Annotated in this window: 12 protein-coding genes; 9 read left to right on the forward strand and 3 right to left on the reverse strand. The window is 69.4% G+C overall.

The window, feature by feature from the left end:
- The first annotated feature begins 82 nt into the window (after positions 1 to 82).
- The 4 genes from OG974_RS32660 (at position 83) to OG974_RS32675 (ending at position 3,502) form a co-directional block, all read left to right on the forward strand.
- Positions 83 to 514, forward strand: a complete 432-nt coding sequence (locus OG974_RS32660) for a hypothetical protein (protein ID WP_327286528.1) — start codon at positions 83 to 85, stop codon at positions 512 to 514.
- A gap of 103 nt (positions 515 to 617) precedes the next feature.
- Positions 618 to 917: a hypothetical protein gene (locus OG974_RS32665; RefSeq protein WP_327286529.1), complete on the forward strand. Its 300-nt coding sequence runs from the start codon at positions 618 to 620 to the stop codon at positions 915 to 917.
- Positions 918 to 1,416: 499 nt separating this feature from the next.
- On the forward strand, positions 1,417 to 2,808 hold the full coding sequence (locus tag OG974_RS32670) for a replication-relaxation family protein (protein ID WP_327286530.1): 1,392 nt from the start codon (positions 1,417 to 1,419) through the stop codon (positions 2,806 to 2,808).
- Positions 2,809 to 3,031: 223 nt separating this feature from the next.
- Entirely contained in the window at positions 3,032 to 3,502 is a 471-nt protein-coding gene (locus OG974_RS32675; protein WP_327286531.1) for a hypothetical protein, read from the forward strand.
- 78 nt (positions 3,503 to 3,580) lie between these two features.
- Here the strand turns inward: OG974_RS32675 and OG974_RS32680 are convergent, their stop codons facing one another.
- Positions 3,581 to 4,498 carry a hypothetical protein gene (locus tag OG974_RS32680; RefSeq protein ID WP_327286532.1) on the reverse strand — a complete coding sequence of 306 codons (918 nt, stop codon included), beginning with the start codon at positions 4,496 to 4,498 and terminating at the stop codon, positions 3,581 to 3,583.
- Positions 4,499 to 4,932: 434 nt separating this feature from the next.
- Here OG974_RS32680 and OG974_RS32685 point away from each other — a divergent pair, with 434 nt between their 5' ends.
- Positions 4,933 to 5,664 (forward strand): hypothetical protein, encoded by a 732-nt coding sequence (locus tag OG974_RS32685; protein WP_327286533.1) that lies wholly within the window; start codon positions 4,933 to 4,935, stop codon positions 5,662 to 5,664.
- Entirely contained in the window at positions 5,661 to 5,879 is a 219-nt protein-coding gene (locus OG974_RS32690; RefSeq protein ID WP_327286534.1) for a hypothetical protein, read from the forward strand. The genes OG974_RS32685 and OG974_RS32690 overlap by 4 nt, the downstream gene beginning before the upstream one ends.
- Before the next feature lie 105 nt (positions 5,880 to 5,984).
- On the opposite strand, the gene OG974_RS32695 is transcribed toward OG974_RS32690, so the two are convergent.
- Positions 5,985 to 8,387, reverse strand: a complete 2,403-nt coding sequence (locus OG974_RS32695) for a Helicase associated domain protein (RefSeq protein ID WP_327286535.1) — start codon at positions 8,385 to 8,387, stop codon at positions 5,985 to 5,987.
- A 233-nt stretch (positions 8,388 to 8,620) separates the two neighbouring features.
- Here OG974_RS32695 and OG974_RS32700 point away from each other — a divergent pair, with 233 nt between their 5' ends.
- The 3 genes from OG974_RS32700 to OG974_RS32710 all read left to right on the forward strand — a co-directional run bounded on the left by OG974_RS32700 (position 8,621) and on the right by OG974_RS32710 (position 12,384).
- A complete protein-coding gene (locus tag OG974_RS32700) occupies positions 8,621 to 9,883 on the forward strand; it encodes an ATP-binding protein (protein ID WP_327286567.1) in 1,263 nt (420 codons plus the stop codon).
- A 159-nt stretch (positions 9,884 to 10,042) separates the two neighbouring features.
- Positions 10,043 to 11,620: a Mu transposase C-terminal domain-containing protein gene (locus tag OG974_RS32705; protein WP_371647374.1), complete on the forward strand. Its 1,578-nt coding sequence runs from the start codon at positions 10,043 to 10,045 to the stop codon at positions 11,618 to 11,620.
- Positions 11,617 to 12,384 (forward strand): ATP-binding protein, encoded by a 768-nt coding sequence (locus OG974_RS32710; RefSeq protein ID WP_327286537.1) that lies wholly within the window; start codon positions 11,617 to 11,619, stop codon positions 12,382 to 12,384. The genes OG974_RS32705 and OG974_RS32710 overlap by 4 nt, the downstream gene beginning before the upstream one ends.
- A 47-nt stretch (positions 12,385 to 12,431) precedes the next feature.
- Here the strand turns inward: OG974_RS32710 and OG974_RS32715 are convergent, their stop codons facing one another.
- Positions 12,432 to 14,915, reverse strand: a complete 2,484-nt coding sequence (locus tag OG974_RS32715; protein WP_327286538.1) for a Helicase associated domain protein — start codon at positions 14,913 to 14,915, stop codon at positions 12,432 to 12,434.
- Positions 14,916 to 15,647 lie beyond the last annotated feature (732 nt).

Below are 15,647 nucleotides of genomic sequence, written 5' to 3' on the forward strand. Positions count from 1 at the left end.
GCCGAAAGTGTCCAAGCCGACGGCTCCACGAACAGGCGCCTGATCTCCGCACCCCTTTGTGCACAACGCAAAGGAAGAATACGTGAAGCGCAACACGTTACGCATCGGGGGCGTCGCAGTACTCGCGGCACTTGCTCTGGGCCTCGGCGGCACTGCAGCTCAGGCGAGCACGGCTCCCTCCGCCACCCCTGCCCTCACCATCACGGTGACCACGCCGGAGCAGCAGCAGGCCGTCCAGTCGCTGGCCGCCGCCCTGCTGAACTCCCCCGTCGAGTACACCGCGGCCGAGCGCGCCGAGCTGCAGTCGATCGCGAACGGCGAGGCCGCTACCGCCGGCAAGTTCGACGGGCTTGTCAAGCTGCTCAAGAAGGTGCCTGGCTTCGCCAAGGCCGTCGGCGGAAAGTTCAGCGACTTCCAGGCCTGGTACAACGGCCTCTCTTGGTATTGGAAGGCTCCGCTGGTCGCCATGAACGCCGCCGGCAACCTCTACACCATCTGGGAAATGTTCCACTGACGAACAAACCGATCTCTGATTGATCGGTAGGGGCGTGCTGCAACTGCGGTTGCAGCACGCCTCTTGCGGCATCCCATCCGCGAACCCGAGAGGACATGCGACGTTGAACACCTCTTCAGCTGTGCCGCACGCCAGCGAAAGGGAGCAGAAGCCGGGATGGTTCCTGACTGCGGCACTCATCGGCGCACTGTCCCTGCTGCTCCGCCTCACTGACACCTGGTCCTGGTGGGCCTTCCTCTGGGCTCCGTTGCTCGGCCTTGCCGTCGGCTCCGCGACGTACGAGTGGCGGCTGACAGCCCGCAGCCGGTGGCGTATGCCCCCCATGGAGTGGGTGCTGCTGATCGTCGCGCACCTTGGCCTGGGCACATCACTGGCGGTTGTAGGAGGCATCCTGCCCCACTGATCACGGACTGCCCCCGACGAATACCCCCAAGAATTGCTCCGCCACCTTGCCATGCCCGGGGAAGACTAGGTTCTCGGCGAGTCGCAGCAGTAGGCAGGCCAGCTCCGGAGCAGACGGTGCGGCCGGAGGCGCGGTTCCCGCCGCCCATTTGAAGAGCGAGGACGTGTCGAAAGCGCGGTCGACTTCCTCTGGGGCGAGCGGGGGACGTGGGCAAGCCCCGCGCTGGCTGGGCAAGCCGAAGTGGGCTCCTTGAAGGGGCACTTCGGGGCCTCCTTCGGTACCCACTTGGGCGCCCGACACCTGGCAGGCGGGCGTACATGCAGGTCAGTACGCGAATCGGCGTGAAGCCTGCGCCGTCACACCCCTCTTCTCCCCTCTTGTTGTCCGTGTGGGAGGAGATCATCGGGTTCCAGGGGGGCCTGGCGCCCTCCACGACCAGCCAGGTCCAGCTCACGGCGGACCGGTGCAGCTGGTCGCGAGCGTTGAAGGGGTGGAGCTGATGGCTGGCAAGCGGCTGACGAATCCGGCGGGGTCCTCGAACGACCTGCGGGGCGATGTGCTGCGCGTGCTGGGGGTGCTGAAGGTGGCCACGGCCGACCAGATCCAGCGGATCGCCTCACCGCACCTGACCTACCGACACACGAGCAAGCCGACCGCCTCCGAGCGGAAGACTGCCCGTACGGCCTCGCACGCGGGTGCGCTCTCTGATCTGCGCAAGCACGGTCTCGCCGAGAACGGCGGCACCACCCGGGCGGGGGAGTCGCTGCGCAACCTGACCACCAAGGGCCTGGAAGCCGCCTCCTACGAGCTCGGCCGCCCGCTGTCGGAGATGGGCTCCACCGCGCGCGGCGCGGGTTCCAGCGGGGCCACCCACCCCATGGCCGTCAACGAGACGGTCATCGCGATGCTCCGCCCCAAGCCCGACCTCCGGCTACTCACCGGGGAGCCGGCCGAAGCCAAGGCTGCTGCGCAGGCCGCCGTCGACGCCCCGGCCGGCATCGGCACGATCGCCTCGTACGCGACGGAGGTTCCGCTGCCCGCCACCGGGACGTGGGGTGCGCCGGGCAAGGGCGGCGCCCAGGCCGACATCGTGCTCACCGCTCCGCAGGACGGGGTCCCGCTGTTGTTCATCGAGGTCGACAACTGCCACGAGACCGCGGAGGAGATCGCGGCGAAGCTGTTGAAGTACTCCAGGTTCTTCAAGCGGCAGATCAAGGACACCGACGGCAAGGACAAGCCGATGTGGCGCACCCGCTGGATGGCCCGCGTTGCGGAGCGAGGGGAGGCCCCGCACCCGCCGGTCCTGATCGTCTTCAACCACATCGGCGCCCGCGACCCCAACCGCACCGTCCCGCGGCTGCAGGAGCTGACCCGGCCGCTGTGGGCGGGCGAGCCGGCCGACGGGTTCAGCAGCTACGACAGGAAGATCCCGATTATCGCGACCGGCCTGCGCAACCTGCGCGAGCACGGCCCCGAAGGCCCGGTCTTCCTCCGCTTCGGCCGCACCCACATGCAGCCGCTGCGCGACGCGATCGGCAACCCCCGCCGGGACGCAGTCCTCGCCCGCCGGGCAGAGCGGGCGCGAGCACAGCAGGAGGAGTACCAGGAGCAGCTGCGCCGTGCAGCGGAGCAGAAGAGGGCCGAGCGCGAGGCCGCCCGCCCTGCCTGCGCCGGCTGCGGGACGAGGTTCGACAACGACCGATGGGAGAACACCCGGCTTTCCCCGGAGCCGGGCCACCGGTGGCACCCGACGCTGTGCGAGCCGTGCGAGGCCAAGACCGTCGCGGCTGCGGACCAGGCCGAGCGCGACCGCCTGGAGGCGGAGGCCGCCGAGACCGCCGAGAAGGCCCGCGGCTGGCGCTCCCGCTTCCGCCCTGGGCAAGCCCCCTGATGGCCGTGCTTGCCCACCCTGCCGGCAGGGTGGGCAAGCCATAGGTGACCCTGGGTAAGCCGTTCTTGGCAGTGCTGACTTCCTCAAGCGATCCTCGCCGCATCGGGTGGGCCGCCATACTGCTGCCTGACGCAGCCCGACGGCGTTCGAGGACGATGAGCTCATGGGTCCGATCTGCTGGCTGGCGGCGTAGGCCAACTCCTACTGCTCTGGAGCAACAACGTTGTCTGACGACCTGACCAGGCTCTTCGTTCGTAGGTGGCTTGAGGCCAATGAGCGCGTGCAGGAGCAATTCGCACAGCGGGTCGCGGAAGCGGAAGCCGCCGGACACCGGATCGTCGATGGAGGGCAGACGGGCTCCTACGACGATGCTGGCCGGGCGCCTTGGGCTATCACCGACTGGCGTACGAAGGTTGTGCTGGCTTCGGGGCGCGACGACTACGAGGGCTACGACGCTGCCCTGGCGAAGACGGATCCGGACGGCTGCTGGCTCTTGGTGGACAACCTCTCGCAGCAGACCGGACTCCCCGAAGTCGACCCCATCCCTGGACTGCCTGAATCCCTGGCCGAGGCGCTCCTGGAATGGCTTGAGTCGAAGGCAGCGCCAGCGGAGGTCGCAGCCTGGATTGACGAACGGTTGGAAGACGTCGAGCCCCGCATGAGGAACGAGGTTGGTGCCTTCCTGGCCACGTAGCGCCTGGGCCGATACGGCGCCGACGCCCGCTCACTCCTGGCGGGCCGCCTGCATCGTTGGCAGTTCGCGCAGCCGGTCTCACGCTGAGGGAGGCGGCGAGCTTCCCTCCGTGCGGTGATTGAGAAGGGGACCCGGGCCGGCTGCCCGGCGGCCCGGGACTGCGGGGGAGAGGTACCCGCGATCCCGGGCTGCTTTGATCCAGTCCTTGATGGTGGGCTCCGGGCGTTCGAAGAGATCCGCTAGGCGCCGGTGGAGTCCAGGCCCGTTACCGGCCTCGCGGAGGTAGGCGTGGGCCAGCTCGTAAAGGAGGGCTCCCTCCAACGGGGGCCGGCCGCGCTTCGCCGGCTGCGCGAGGGCTCCGGCGTTTTCCAGGGCCCGCACGGACGCCGGGGCGAGGTCGCCTGACCGGCGGTCTGCCGCAGCCGCGATCCCGATGGTGGTCACGCCCTCGTCCTTCCAGGACTGGCTGGCCAGTTCGGCTTGGGCCTTGGCGACGATCTGACCCAGTGGGATGTGCCGCAGGACGTCGCCCGTGATCGGCACGGCAACGGCTGTCGACGCGTCTTCGTCGGCAGGTCCGACGAAGTCTCCGAAGTCGTCCCAGTACCCCCAGTCCGGGCGCCACAGCTCGAGCTCGATCACACCGAGGCCGGCCCCCTGGTTCACCAGGACGCCGTGCACGGTGACGGGTAGGTCGGCTGCTTTGTAGACGAAGTCGGCGACGTACCCCGCCCCTCGCGGCCGCTCCTTGACGAACAGGGTCAAGGAAGGGCCGGGCACGGCGTCCTCGGGGATCTCTGAGAGGTCCGGGTAGGCGTCCCAGGGTTCCGTCACGGTGGCGATGAGCGACCCCTTCCACAGGTCCATTGCCTGCCTGCCCCGTGAGCGCTCGTAGGAGAGGTCCCGCACGCAGGGGTGGTCGGGCCTGAGGTGGCGCTCGTCCTCAGGGGCCTCGGGGTTGATGAAGTCGTCGTCGCGGAACTCAGGCTGCGGCATGTCCTCAGGCTAAAGACCGCTGGCTCGCAAACGGGAGGGAAAAAGCGGATGAGAAGCGGCGCGAGACAAGTCACCCTCCGGCGCCACCGGATGCCCGACAATCTTGGAACCGATCCCCGACGGCGCTGTGCTGATGGCCGAGCTCGGACACTTCGGCGCCGGCGGCCGGGCCCTGTACGACCCGCGCCTCGGCGAGCGGAACGCTGGGACTGGTCCGGAGACACACCCTGATCAGCAGCTCACGGCGGTGCTTCTGCCGAATTGGGTGGATGCATGGGGAACGCCGCGTCATGCTGTTGTGGATGTGAGGGGGGCACGTGGGACGCGGTCAGACAGAGAACCTTGAGGGGAAGCACCAACGTTGGCTTGAGGCGTACGTGGTACGTGCTCGCCGTGTGGAAGAGCACTCCCTCGCAGCTGACTGGGATGCGCTCGTGGACCTCACCCGCATGAAGATCGAGGTCCGCCGCTTCGCCAACGGCGAGGTGAGGATCCGGCACGAGCTGCCGCCCGAGGAGGTAGTGGAGTCCGCTGCGGCGCGGATCCGGCCAATCCTCCTGGAGACCGAGGACTGCTTCCACATGAAGGCGCTGAACGCATTGGGCTACTCCTGCCGAGCATCGCCGTACGACGCTGCATGGGTACGCGCAGCGCGTGCTGAGTGGCGGGCACGGGTGGCCCCCTCTACACCAGCAGAAGCGGCCTACCGAGTCATGGTCACCAACACGGCTACAGGTGAGGACCACGATCTCGACGCGCACAGGCTGGCCATGGCCTGGATTTACGGGGACGTGGTGCACCACGACACGGAGCGGCGGCAGGAGGGCGACGCCTTCGGGCTGCAAGACCGGTTCCGGGCTGCTGTGCCACTGGTTGCATGGGCCATGGTTGGAACGATCGAGCTCCTCAACTACATCCGAGCCCTGCGGGAGGACGGTCTTCTGCAACTGCGGCAGGAGGTCTTCGACGAGCGGGTCGCCTTGACGTCGACAACGTGGGAAGAACCCGCCGAGATGTTCTTCGCTCCTGTTGGTGCAGAACCGCCGTCGCATGCCAACACCCCGCTACCTGAGGGATGGCTGCGGCTGGACAACGAAACGGACCTTTCCCGCCTCCAGCACAGCATCGAGGGACCACTCCTACATGTGAAGGTTCAACATCCATGACCGAACTCCCGTCGCCTGAAGAAGTCGAGGCCGCCCGCTCGCCCAAGGGCGGCTACAGCAGGGCACAGCTCGCGGCCTGGGGCGTTCCATGGCCTCCGCCGAAGGGCTGGAAGGCCGATCTGGCTGCGCGCTGGAAGACGGCGCACCCGGACGGCGTGCCAGCGCCCCGCCTGGGCCCGACGCTCCCAGTGCAGGAGACATTCGACTTCGGCTGACCTGAAGGCCGCTGGGCTGGGCAGAATCACCCTGCCCAGCCCAGTAGCCCGTCCCTCAGGGCAGACGCCGCGGAGAGACACTGGCTACAAGGACGACGACGCGCTCTACGCCCACCGCATCCCGACCTTGGAGAGCAGTTCGACTCGCTCCGGGGTCAGCGTGGCGGCCCGGCGGCGTTGGTTGTCGACCCATGTTCCGAGCTTCAGCGCCATGTCCTGCTGCGCCTGGTCGTCGCGGGTGGTGATGGTCTCGATGTGCTTGCGGGGCACCGTGAGGTGGCCCTCGCGCTCGAAGAACTGCCTGGCTGCGGTGAGGTGCATCGCCCACTTGTCCGCCTGGCTGGTGCGCGGCTTCGGCTTCTCGTTCTCGCTGGCGGGCTCGATGCCGAGGACCTGCTCGCACATCCACTGTTGCACGGTGGTGAGCTGGTCCCAGCCGATCCGCACCGAAGTCACCCACCGGCCGAGGTCCTCGCCCTGGCGCACGACCTCGCCCGCTGTGGTCGGCAGCGCTTCGCCAGCGTCGAGGTGGAGGCGGACCAGGTGGAAGCAGCGCTGCCAGGTCACGGGCCAGTTCGGGCACCAGGAGGGGTCGATGTCCTCGAGCTGGTCGCGTCGCTTCCGTGTCATCGCGCCGGCGGACGACTCCACGGGCAGCCCTTCGGCCCGCCGCTGCTCGATCTCCATCCCTTTCCGCGCGGCGACCCGGGCGTTCTTCAGCCAGATGCCCACGGCCGCGCCTTGGAAGGCGGCGTCGACCGGCGCCAGGAGGTGCCCGTGCTCGGTGGCCCATCCGCGTGCGGCGGCCAGCCCTTCCTCCCAGGCGACGTCGAAGTGGGACCAGACCATGCCGAGCTTCTCCAGCTGCGCGACACGCTCCTCGTCCATGTCCCCGCGGGCGTAGAACCGCCGGGCGTCGCCGGTCCACTGCCCGAGGGGGAAGTTCGCCAGCGAGGCCGGCCACCCGGACGCCTCCGCGCCTTCCGCGCCCGGGACGCGGAAGACGAACGGGACGCGCAGGTCGCCGTGGGCGCGGGCGTAGATGACGGCGGCTTCCACGCCGCGGCGCCAGTGTTCGTGTTCGGGGTTGAGGACGCGGAGGTTGATGAACGCGGCGAGCGCGGCCGGGTCGCGGGGCACGCTGAACTTCAGCAGGGCTGTGGCGGGGGCGCTGACGCCCCCGGAGCCGTTGCCGGTCCCGTTGCCGCTCTTGCCGCTGTCGTCCTTGCTGACGGGCTTGTAGCGGCTCGGGGCCTGCTGCTCCGCGAGGGTCTCCACGATCCGGGCGTCGTGGGCCCGGAGTGCTTCCAGGAGCTTGGCGAGCCCGCCGTACGCCTTCGAGGTGAGCATGCTGTCGGCGGTCTCGCCGGGCCCGAGGAGGATCGGCACCACGAGCGAGGCGACCTTGCCCTCGCCGGGCTGCATGCGCAGGGCTCGGCCGACGGCCTGGACGAGGTCGGGCATGGAGCCGCGCACGTCGGCCCAGTAGACGGAGTCGCAGTTCTTGGTGTCGACGCCCTCTCCGAGGACCTTCACGGACCCGAGGTAGCCCTTCTCCACGACGGTTCCGTCCGTGGCGATGCCTTCGGCGAACTCGGCGAGGACGCGGCGGCGGTGGAGCGGCTTGTGCTCCCCGCACAGCCAGTCCGCCCACACCGTGGCCGGGTACAGCTCGCGGTCGCTGGCGTGCAGCTGCTCGGCGACGTCGGGAAGGCCGGCCGCGAAGGCTTCGGCCTCCTTCACCACATGGTGGAAGACCAGCGTCCTGCGGAAGCCCTCCTCCGCCGACGCCTTCACCAGCGCGGTCTGCAGAGCGGCGAGCCGCGCCCCGCGGACTTCGGCCGAGCTGCTCTCCGCGCCCAGGAGCTGCGCGGCCTGGAGCTGGGTGTCGGTGACGTCCACGCAGACGACCTGGTAGGGGGCACAGATGCCCCTGTCGATGGCCTCCGAGAGCGACAAGGTGAAGCACCTGCTGCCGAACGGGCCGTCCGGGTCGTCGTCCATGCTCGCGACCAGCTCGCCCGGCGAGCCGGCCTCGTCCTCGTCTCCGAGCTGCCACATGCGGGGCGTGGCCGTCATGTACAGCCGGCGCAGCGAGGGGATGCGGGTGTTGTCGTGGATGACCGCCCACGGCTTCCCGATCCGGCCAGAAACGCGGTGGGCCTCGTCCACGACGATGAGGTCCCAAGCCGCCAAGCCCCCGGCGTGCGCCCGCTCCAGCGTGCCCAGCCCGAGGCTCGCGTACGTGGCGTACACGGTGACCTTGTCCAGGCCCCGCGTCCACTCCACCAGCTCGTCCACGTCCGTGGTGTTGGGGAAGGACACCTCCTCGCCCCGGAGCGAGGACACCCCGATCATCGCGCCCCGGCGGCCGCCCTCGCGCCATGCGGCCTCGGTCTGGGCGAGCAGGTCCAGCGAGGGCACGAGCACCAGCACACGGCCCGCGTGGAGCTCCTCTGCGCTGCGGACCGCGACCCGGGTCTTCCCGGACCCGGTCGCCGTGATCACTTGCGTTCGAAGCCCTCGTTCGGGCAAGTGTGAATGGGTAAGCAGGCCGGACTGGTTGGGCGTCAGCCGGGTCCGCGTGGTCGTCCCTGCTCTCACCGCATAGTGATGCTGATCTTGGCTGCCACTGCGTGACCAAGCTGCTGTCATGAGGTGGCTAGCACGGTGGTGGTTGGCTGTCATGGGTTTGCCCATTCCTGTGTGCGGCTAGCCGGGGCAGGGGTGTGCTGGTGGGTATGGACGTGGATGGTCGGTTGGCGCGTGGTGTGGTGGTGCGTCGGTTGTTGGTGGATCAGGGGCCGGGGTCGGTGTCGTCGCTGCATGTGCAGGTGATGGCTGAAGCCGCTGGGGTGTCGGTGAGGACGGTGTGGCGGTGGCTGTCGGAAGCGCGTGAGGGTCGGCTGGAGCCCGCGGTGCGGCAGGACAGGTTCACTCTGGACGATGGGCAGTGGCAGGTTCTGGCGGAGGTGGGCGGGAATGTCGCGGCGTTGCACCGGTGGCTGACGGCCGATGGTTCGTCCTCGGCCGGGGGCACGCCGTCGTTGGGGACGTTGCATCGTGCAGTGCAACGGGATCTGCGGGCGGGGCGGGTCTTGGAGGTGGCTCGGCCGTCACGGAACCGGGTCGAGGTCGGCCGCTATGACCGGGTACTGGCGGAGCTGAAGCTTGAAAGGGCGGGTGAGGGCCTGCCGGTGGTCGACGCGGATCCGGTAGTTCCGGCTGGTGCCGTGTCTGAAGAGGACGCTGCGCCGCCGCCTCGGGGTGGGGTGCGGTTGTTTGTGCCGGGTGCCCGGGTGGTGTCGACGGCCGGGACGGCTGCGGTGGTGGAGGCGGTGGGGCACACGGTGGCGGCGCGTGGGGTTGGGTGTGTGTTCGGGGAGCCGGGGGTGGGGAAGACGGTGGCGGTGCAGCAGGCGCTGCATCTGCTGCCTGACCGGGTGCCTGTGTGGCGGGCGGTGGTCGGGGTGAAGCCGGGCCTGCCTCAGATGCGCGCTTCGCTGCTGGACGCGATGGGGCTGTCGGCGGGTTCTCTCTCGCACCGTGCGCAGCCGGCGGACCGCGCTCTCGGGGAGGCGCTGCGCCGGCCGGGGGTGATGTTCCTCGATGACGCGCAGCGCTTGTCTCCGCCGTTGCTGGATTACCTGCGCCTGTTGTGGGACGAGCCGAGTACGGCAGCAGCGCTGGTGCTGTGTGGGGCGGGCGCGGAGCGGGTGATTGCTCGGGCGCCGGCGCTGCGGTCAAGGGTGCTGACCTGGCACCAGGTCCCCGGCCTGGACCAGGAGCGGCTCGCCGAGATCCTGGCGATGTTCCATGACGTGTGGGAGGGCGTCGATCCGGCGGAGGTGGAGTGGGCGGATGCGACGGTGGCGCGGGGGAACTTCCGTACCTGGGCGAAGATCACTTCCCACGTCTACGCCTTGTCCAAGCGAGGCCGGGACGTACGCGTGGACCGTGCGTTGATCGAGCAGGCCTGTGCCCGGCTGGGCCCCTACCCGTAACAGCGGGCGGTACGGGATCGGAAAGGGAGACCAAGACCGGCGGCAGGGAGCGGTTTCGTGATCAGTTCATCCGAGGTGGGGGAGTCGGCACCACTGGACGTGCCAGGACCAATACCTGAGCTTCAGGGTCCGGCGCTCGCGGCGTTGCGCGGTCCTGCTGTGCAGCGGTTGCTGCGGCTTCGGAGCCAGGGAAGGCTGTCGCGGGGACACGTGCGCCTGGCAGGGGAGTGTCTGGGGGTGTCGGAGCGGACGGTGTGGCGGTGGCTCGCCCAGGCCGAAGCCGAGCCCGGCGAAGGGGCCGGTCCGGGTGCCCGGTCAGCGGACCGGTTCGAGATCACGAGCGAGCTCCGGGTGCTGCTGGCGTACTGGCGGGGCAACGCGTCCGCGGTTCACCGGCAGCTGGTGGCTCGCGCCCGTACGGCGGCCGGTGAGCCGGCCATCGCGGTTCCCGGAGGTGCGCCGATGGAGGCGGTGCCCTTGCTGGATCCGGTCCCGTCGTTGTCGACGTTCCTGCGCGCGGTGCGCCGTGATCTGACCGCGGGCGAACGCGCGGGTCTGGGCCGGGGTTCGGAGGCGGCCCGGGCCCACGATGTGTTCGGACGTCGCCCGAGGCTGTGGCGGAATCACACGTGGGAGGCCGATCACGTCCAGGCGCCGCTCCTGGTCGACGCAGACGGGCAGCTGGTGCGCCCGTGGGTGACGTGGTTCATCGACGTCGCGACGAAGGCCATCACCGGTACCGCGGTCACCCCTGGCCATCCGTCGCGGGCCTCGATCCTTGCCGCCCTGCGCGCGGCCGTGCTGCGCACCGGCCCGTACGGGCCAGCGGGAGGCATACCCGAGCACGTACGCGTCGACCGCGGCCGGGACTTCCTGTCGAAGACGGTACTGGGCGCGTTCACCGACCTGGATACCCAGTTCGAGGATCTGCCTGCCTACAGCCCGCATCTGAAGGGGACTGTGGAGAACCTCAATCGGTGTGCGGACCGCATGCTTTTCGCGGTCCTGCCCGGCTACACGCTTAACCCCGGGCCCCGGCATGCCAAGAAGAAGCCTGGCCTCGCCGAGCCGGTGCCACTGACCTTCGCCGAGTTCACCGCCGAGGTCTTGGACTGGGCGCGTTGGTGGAACACCGAGCACCGCCCCGCCGGCCTGGCCGGCCGGACCCCTCTTGAGGCCTGGCAGGCCGATCCCACGCCGCTCTCGGACATCTCCGAGGCCGCGTTGTGGGGGTTGATGCTGGAGGACGACGGCAGGGTGCGGAAGCTGAGCAGTCACGGGGTGCGCTGGCGCGGCCGGGACTACGTGGGTGCGTGGATGGCCGGCCAGGCAGGCCGCAGTGTCCGGATCCGGCACATGCCCCACCACGATCACGAGATCGAGGTGTGCGACCTTGCCGGCCGCCATCTCGGTACCGCCCACCTTGCCGACGCCGCGACCCCCGAACAGCTCGACGAACTGCGCCGCACCCGCACCGCGCGGGCCCGCCGCCTGCGCGAGGAGACGAAGAAGGCCGAGGCCCTGCGCCGGCAGCGCTTCGCCCCCGCCACCACGCCCACGCCCGCGCAACGCCTGGGTGCCGTCACGGCAGCCGAAGCCGATCAGGAACTCGCCGCGGCATCCGACAGCGACATGGCCGCCTTGGCCCTGCCAGACCTCATCCCTCACGCGCCGCCGCCCGACGACTGGAACACCCCAGCCACCCTGCGCCCCGCCGCCCGGGATGAGAAGCGATGACGAGCCAGCTACCGCGGCGGGAGACAGATCACTACACCCAGCTCGCGGACGCCGCGGTCGTCACGACCCGGGCGCTCCTGGCCGCGAGGGAGAACATCACCGACACGATCGACGCCAGGGCGATGATGTGTCTCCACGGCCCGGCAGGCGTGGGCAAGACCCTTGCCGCGAACGTCTGCCTGCGTGAGCTTGAGCGGATCCGTGGCGAGGAGGTCTGCCGGATCGCCTTCCGCGCCCGCCCCACCGCCCGCGCGGTGCGCCACGAGCTCTTCACCGCGCTCGGTCTGCCAGGCGAACCTCCGCGTCACCCATCCGAGTTCGACAGGCTGCTCCTGGACTCGCTGGCAGCCCAGCCTCGGACGCTGGTGGTCGACGAGGCCCAGTGGCTCAATCGAGAAACGTTCGAATATTTCCGGTTTGCCTGGGATAACCCCTACACCCAGATCGCGATCATCTTCGCCGGAGGAGAGGGCGCGCACAGCGTGCTGCGCAAGGAGCCGATGCTGTCCTCCCGCATCTTTATCTGGCAGCACATCACCAAGCTCACCATGGAGGAAGTCCGGCAGGTCATCCCGCTCTACCACCCGATCTGGGCGAAGACGGACCCCGCAGACATCGCCTTCGCCGACCGCCACGCAGCGCACGGCAACTTCCGCAACTGGGCCAGGCTCACGGCCCACACCCTCATCGGGCTCCAACGCACAGGCCGAGACCATCCGGACCAGGAAGTCCTTCGCTGGGCCTTCAGTAGACTGGGCAGTTGATCTGTGTGCTGTCCGAATACGGTGCCGGTCACCTGCGGGTAGCTGTCCTACCGGGCCCAGTCGACGCCGAGTTCGGCGAGGGCTGCGAGCTGCGTCTGATCGAGCCGGTCGCGGCGCTGTTTCTGGTTGGCGATCCATACCCCGGTCCGGTGCTTCCCGTCCGGGAGCTGCTCGACGTGAGCGCGCCCAGGCAGGCGACCTTCCCGTGCGACGTACTGCGCGAGGGCCTCCAGGCCTTTCTGGAACGCTGTGCCGCCCGTGCCCGGCCCGGACGCCACGGCGGCCTTCGTGGGGGCTTTACGTGTCTGTGCGGCCTTCTTGACGCCCAGCTTGCCGAGCCTGCGCTGCTGCTCCTCGTTGAGCTTGCTGAAGTCGCGTCGTTGGGTGGTGAGCCAGCGTCCGACGTCTTCGCCGTGCAGGGTGACCCCGGGTACGACGTCGGCGAGCCGGGCGCCGCCCGTGAGGAGCTGGGTGAGGTAGGCGTAGTGGCGTTGCCAGTCGACCGTCCACCGCAGTTCGCGGGGGTTCCAGTCCGGATCGATCGCGGCGAGTTCCTGGGCCCGCCGACGTGCGCGGCCAAGGTCTTTCCCGAGCCCGCCGGGGCGCCGGATGTTCGTCAGCCACTGCCCGAGTGCCCGGTCCAGGGCGGTGGCGTGCCGTGGGGCGGCCAGGGTTCCGTGGAGTTCGTAGTAGGCGCGCGCGGCGGCGAGGTTCTGCTCGAAGGCGGCGTCGGCGGTGTCCCACACGATCCCCAGTTCTTCCAGCTCGGCCGCCCGTTCCCCGGTCATCTGCCCCGCCCGGTACGCGCGCCGCTGGTCGGAGAGCCACCGCCCCAGCGGGTACGTGCCCTCGGTGTGTTCGTAGGGCACGTCCAGGTGTTCCTCGCGCTGCCGGTAGCGGTACGCGGCTTCCGCGCCCCGCTTCCAGTCCTGGCGCTCGGTGTTGATGACGGTGTAGCTGATCCACTTCGCGATCAGCCCGGGGTCTCGGGGGGTCGCGAACCGGAGCAGCAGCCGGTCGTCCTCCGCGCCCTCGGCGGGCTCCGGACCGACCGGAAGCGACGGATCGACAACGCGTTTCCGGACCTCCTGTGGAATGGCGAGCATTTCCACGGCCTTTTCATCGTGCGCCCGAAGCCCTTCCAAAACCCGAATCAAAGGGCGGTACGAGTTCGAGGAAAGCATGTCCTCCGGCTTCTCATCCTCGGCCAAGAACACCGGAACGATCAGCGTCGCCATCTTGCCCTGCCCCGGCTGCTGCCGCAGGGCCCGGCCGATCGCCTGGACGATGTCCACAGCCGACCCCTTCGGGTCGATCAGGGCTACCGAGTCGGTCGCTCGGATATCGACTCCCTCACCGAGAACCCGGCAATTACTGAGCACGGCGCGCCCCGCCCGGCGCCCGAAGTCGGAGAGCACCGACTGCCGGTGGACGCCCTCGTGTTCCCCGCACAGCCACCCCGACCACACCCTCTCCGGGTGCCGGTCCGGGTCCACCTGATGCAGCCGCGCCGCGACCCGAGGCAGCCCGGCGGCGAAGGCCTCCGCCTCGACCGTCCGGTGGTGGAAGGTGATCGTCGTCTGCAGGCTGTGCGCGGCCATGGTCTCCAACAGCGCGGTCTGCGTCGCCGCGAGCCTCTGACCCCGCAGCTGCTCCTCGTACCGCTCCACGCCGATGAGCCGGGCCGGGGTGACGACGGGGTCGGTCAGCTCGGCGACGACGATCTGATACTTCGCCAAAAGACCCCGGGAGATGGCCGATGCAAGGGACAGTTCGTAGACGACGGGCCCGAACACGCTCTCGTCGTCCATCGAGCAGGCCATCTCACGCGGCAGCCGGTCCCGTACCCGCCGGGTCCGACCGGGTGTCTCCTCGTCCACGACGGCGACCTGCGCCTCGTACAGCTCCTGCTCCGCCCGCGAGCGTGGAGGGTATTCCTTCCAGATCCTGGGGGTGGCGGTCATGTACAGCCGGCGCATGGCCGGGATGACCTCCTGGTGGTGGATGTCCGCCCACGCCTTACCGGCCGAGCCCGAAGTCCGGTGGGCTTCGTCGACGACGACCAGGTCGAAGACGTCCATCGGCAGCCCGTACGCGCCCTCGTGTGCCTCGGCCAGGACCGGCAGGGAGGCGTAGGTCGCGTAGACGGTCACGGGACCCCGGCCGTGCCACAGTCCGAGCTGCGGCGCCGACGTCGTCGCCCGCACCCCCAGGTCCCACAGGGTGGGGTCGTCCGCCAGCGAGCACACCGCCACCGCGGGCCCGGTGTGGCCGGCCAGCCGCCATTCCCGGGCCGTCTGCGTCAGCAGATCCAGTGTTGGCAGCAGCACCAACACCCGTCCGTGCCGGGCCAGACGAAGCGCCGCCGCAGCGGCGATGAACGTCTTCCCGGTCCCGCACGCGGCCACCACCGTCGCCCGCAGACCGGCCTCCGGAATCCGCTTCCCGGGCGGAATATCGAGCCCCCGGACAATCGCCTCCACCGCCTCCTCCTGGTGAGGACGCAGTACGATGTCACCAGACTTCTGCATTCGGCACTCCACTGAAAACGAAGCGGCGGGAAAACCCGACCAGGGGAGGAGGTAGAGGTTTTCTCGGGATCCTACACAGCTACACGCATCACATCCCGCATGATGCATACTGATGACTGTACCGCGAACGAGGTCCACGCAGAGTCGTCCGGGACAACTCCGACTCCGGTGGGAGGGAGTGATCGGTAGGATCCGGGACATGATCAACCCTCTTTCGAAGCCTCCCGAGCGGGGGTACGTCATCGGCTCCCTGTCGCTGGCCACCCTGTTGGCGGTCGGGTGATACGGCTTTCAACCCGTCCCCACCGATTGCGTCGTATATCACGGGTCGTACGTTCCTCTTGAGGGGAATGAACCCACCACGGAGCAGCTCAAAGAGCCTGAGAGACAGGCCTCCACAGCCGAAGGATGCCAACGGACGAGACACTGGGACACCTGGGGATCCTCGACCTGACAACCCCTGCCGGGATTCGACAGGAACACACCCCCCTTTCCAGCCCGCAGCCCGCGCAGCGGGCCGCCCTGGAGGCGAAGCCGGAAGGGCTCGGGGTGGGTCCGCTCCGCTCCCCCACCCCAACGGGCCGAAGGCCCAGACCCCGTGAAACGGGGTCACCCCGGCTCGCGGAGCGAGCCGTTCGAGCGAGCCCGAACCAGTCGGAGCGAAGCGCAGGACACCGGCGAAGGGCCGGCCCCTAGCTCGGCGAAGCCGAGCCCGCCAGCTGCAGCGAGGCG

Source organism: Streptomyces sp. NBC_00597, from assembly GCF_041431095.1.
Classification (GTDB): Bacteria; Actinomycetota; Actinomycetes; order Streptomycetales; family Streptomycetaceae; genus Streptomyces.